General features: G+C 36.8%; 1 protein-coding gene. It reads right to left on the bottom strand.

Features of this window, described 5'->3' with window-relative positions; genetic code table 11:
- Positions 1-30: 30 nt before the first annotated feature.
- A protein-coding gene (locus QM956_RS10490; protein ID WP_261065498.1) for an IS3 family transposase occupies positions 31-1,382 on the bottom strand; the annotation gives its coding sequence in 2 pieces (ribosomal slippage) (positions 31-941 and positions 941-1,382; 1,353 coding nt in all).
- Positions 1,383-1,438 lie beyond the last annotated feature (56 nt).

The following is a 1,438-nucleotide window of genomic DNA, read 5'->3' as shown; positions in this document are numbered from 1 at the left end:
TGTACTGACCCCAAAAGTTAGACAATTAATTTATCCGAAGGATTTAGTTCTGTATTGCACAGGGCTAAGTCCTTTTAGTTTTACCTTAATTCGTTTATTGTTGTAGTAATCAATATAGTCTACAATAGCTTGTTCCAATTGATTAAGTGATTTAAAGGTTTTCTCATAGCCATAAAACATTTCGGATTTTAAAATGCCAAAGAAGGACTCCATCATACCATTGTCTGGGCTGTTACCTTTACGTGACATGGATGCTTGAATTCCCTTACTCTCTAGGAACCGATGATAAGAATCGTGTTGGTATTGCCAGCCTTGGTCACTATGAAGAACAGTATTCTCATAGTAATTCTCTGTGAAGGCTTGTTCCAACATCGTTTTTACTTGTTCTAAATTAGGAGAACAAGAAAGATTAAAAGCAATAATTTCGCTGTTAAAGCCATCTAAAACAGGCGATAAATACAATTTCTGCGTGCTATTTGGAATGGCAAACTCTGTCACATCCGTATAACACTTTTCCATTGGTTTCGATGCTTCAAACTGGCGTTGAATGAGATTCTCTGCTTTCTTGCCCATCTCTCCTTGGTAGGAAGAATACTTTCGTTTACGACGAATTCGAGCACTTAAACCAAGGATTGTCATCAGACGTTGGACCTTCTTATGGTTTACTATATGACCACGATTCCTCAATTCAAGAGTTATTCGGCGATAGCCATAATTTCCTTTGTGCTCAGTAAAAATAGCTTGAATTTCAGCTTTAAGATCTTTATCTTTGTCAAACCCATCTAGTTCCTTCAACTGATAGTAGTAAGTTGAGCGAGGTAAACGAGCCGCTTCAAGAAGTAAATCTAGTCGAAATCCTCCTGAAGCCATTTCTCTAATTGTCTCTGCCTTTCTTGCTGTATGGCTTCGTCCCTGTCTTCCAGCTCTTTTAACTTTTTTAAGTAAGCAACCTCGGTACGTAAGCGTTCATTCTCCTCTTGGAGTCGCTCTAGTTCTGTCATTTCCTCCCAAGTTTTCTTCCGTTTACGTCCCATTTTAGGTACTCTCCCTCTTGTTTTCTCAACAATAGTATACCCGTTTTTCTTGTATTGTGCTAGCCAATTAAGAAGTATCGTACGACTTGGGAGGCCGTATTCAAGAGAAACTCTATCTTTAGTCCAGCCTTCATGTAAGACTTTATGAATCATTTCTTGTTTTAAATCAGGAGAATAGTAACGATTTTTTCCTTTTTTGACGAACTCTATTCCGTAACGATCAATCAATTTAATCATGTACCTAAGATTAGAATTATTTATCCCAAATTTATTTGAAAGCTTCTCTAAGCTATAGCCTTGTTTTCTAAGTTCATAGATCTGAACTTTATCATCATAAGTTAATTTCATAATAAAAACACCCCAAAAGTTAGATTTTTTCTGTCTAACTTTTGGGGTGCAGTTCA

The sequence above is a fragment of the Streptococcus mitis genome (genome assembly GCF_047460035.1).
GTDB classification, from domain to species: domain Bacteria; phylum Bacillota; class Bacilli; order Lactobacillales; family Streptococcaceae; genus Streptococcus; species Streptococcus mitis_DW.
The sequence above is the reverse complement of the archived record's forward strand: the minus strand, read 5'-3'. Positions and strand labels throughout refer to the sequence as shown.